Source organism: Streptomyces sp. NPDC021225, assembly GCF_044332865.1.
Classification (GTDB): Bacteria; Actinomycetota; Actinomycetes; order Streptomycetales; family Streptomycetaceae; genus Streptomyces.
The window spans coordinates 2102-4594 of the sequence record NZ_JBIRPV010000034.1; the positions used below are offsets into that span (position 1 = coordinate 2102).

1 rRNA gene (running past one end of the window) is annotated in these 2493 nt (G+C 56.9%); it reads left to right on the top strand.

The features are described 5' to 3' along the window. Window positions 1-2472 (top strand): 23S ribosomal RNA (locus tag ACH4S9_RS47055) (it extends 730 nt beyond the left edge of the window). Window positions 2473-2493 lie beyond the last annotated feature (21 nt).

Sequence of the window (2493 nt, forward strand, 5' to 3'; positions counted from 1 at the left end):
GGTCGTGACTGCGTGCCTTTTGAAGAATGAGCCTGCGAGTTTGCGGTGTGTTGCGAGGTTAACCCGTGTGGGGAAGCCGTAGCGAAAGCGAGTCCGAATAGGGCGATTGAGTAGCGCGCCCAAGACCCGAAGCGGAGTGATCTAGCCATGGGCAGGTTGAAGCGGAGGTAAGACTTCGTGGAGGACCGAACCCACCAGGGTTGAAAACCTGGGGGATGACCTGTGGTTAGGGGTGAAAGGCCAATCAAACTCCGTGATAGCTGGTTCTCCCCGAAATGCATTTAGGTGCAGCGTCGTGTGTTTCTTGCCGGAGGTAGAGCACTGGATAGGCGATGGGCCCTACCGGGTTACTGACCTTAGCCAAACTCCGAATGCCGGTAAGTGAGAGCGCGGCAGTGAGACTGTGGGGGATAAGCTCCATGGTCGAGAGGGAAACAGCCCAGAGCATCGACTAAGGCCCCTAAGCGTGCGCTAAGTGGGAAAGGATGTGGAGTCGCAGAGACAACCAGGAGGTTGGCTTAGAAGCAGCCATCCTTGAAAGAGTGCGTAATAGCTCACTGGTCAAGTGATTCCGCGCCGACAATGTAGCGGGGCTCAAGCGTACCGCCGAAGTCGTGTCATTGCAGCATGTGGTCTAACGATCGCTGTGATGGGTAGGGGAGCGTCGTGTGCCGGGTGAAGCAGCCGTGGAAGCGAGTTGTGGACGGTTCACGAGTGAGAATGCAGGCATGAGTAGCGATTCACACGTGAGAAACGTGTGCGCCGATTGACTAAGGGTTCCTGGGTCAAGCTGATCTGCCCAGGGTAAGTCGGGACCTAAGGCGAGGCCGACAGGCGTAGTCGATGGACAACCGGTTGATATTCCGGTACCCGCTTTGAAGCGCCAGCGCTGAACCAGGCGATGCTAAGTCCGTGAAGCCGCCCTGGATCCTTCGGGTGAAGGGGAGTGGTGGAGCCGACGGACCAGACCTGTATTAGGTGAGCGATGGGGTGACGCAGGAAGGTAGTCCAGCCCGGGCGGTGGTTGTCCCGGGGTAAGGGTGTAGCCCGAGGGGTAGGTAAATCCGTCCCTCATGAGGGGTGAGACCTGATGCCGAGCCGATTGTGGTGAAGTGGATGATCCTATGCTGTCGAGAAAAGCCTCTAGCGAGTTTCATGGCGGCCCGTACCCTAAACCGACTCAGGTGGTCAGGTAGAGAATACCGAGGCGTTCGGGTGAACTATGGTTAAGGAACTCGGCAAAATGCCCCCGTAACTTCGGGAGAAGGGGGGCCATTGCTGGTGATGAGTCTTGCACTCGGAGCTGGTGGTGGCCGCAGAGACCAGCGAGAAGCGACTGTTTACTAAAAACACAGGTCCGTGCGAAGCCGTAAGGCGATGTATACGGACTGACGCCTGCCCGGTGCTGGAACGTTAAGGGGACCGGTTAGTCACATTTCGGTGTGGCGAAGCTGAGAACTTAAGCGCCAGTAAACGGCGGTGGTAACTATAACCATCCTAAGGTAGCGAAATTCCTTGTCGGGTAAGTTCCGACCTGCACGAATGGCGTAACGACTTCTCGACTGTCTCAACCATAGGCCCGGTGAAATTGCATTACGAGTAAAGATGCTCGTTTCGCGCAGCAGGACGGAAAGACCCCGGGACCTTTACTATAGCTTGATATTGGTGTTCGGTTCGGCTTGTGTAGGATAGGTGGGAGACTGTGAAGCCGTGACGCCAGTTATGGTGGAGTCATTGTTGAAATACCACTCTGGTCGTGCTGGATGTCTAACCTGGGTCCGTGATCCGGATCAGGGACAGTGTCTGGTGGGTAGTTTAACTGGGGCGGTTGCCTCCTAAAGGGTAACGGAGGCGCCCAAAGGTTCCCTCAGCCTGGTTGGCAATCAGGTGTTGAGTGTAAGTGCACAAGGGAGCTTGACTGTGAGACCGACGGGTCGAGCAGGGACGAAAGTCGGGACTAGTGATCCGGCGGTGGCTTGTGGAAGCGCCGTCGCTCAACGGATAAAAGGTACCCCGGGGATAACAGGCTGATCTTCCCCAAGAGTCCATATCGACGGGATGGTTTGGCACCTCGATGTCGGCTCGTCGCATCCTGGGGCTGGAGTCGGTCCCAAGGGTTGGGCTGTTCGCCCATTAAAGCGGTACGCGAGCTGGGTTTAGAACGTCGTGAGACAGTTCGGTCCCTATCCGCTGTGCGCGTAGGAGTCTTGAGAAGGGCTGTCCCTAGTACGAGAGGACCGGGACGGACGAACCTCTGGTGTGCCAGTTGTTCTGCCAAGGGCATGGCTGGTTGGCTACGTTCGGGAGGGATAACCGCTGAAAGCATCTAAGCGGGAAGCCTGCTTCGAGATGAGGGCTCCCACCCACTTGATGGGGTAAGGCTCCCAGTAGACGACTGGGTTGATAGGCCAGATATGGAAGCCGGGTGACCGGTGGAGTTGACTGGTACTAATAGGCCGAGGGCTTGTCCTCAGTTGCTCGCGTCCACTGTGT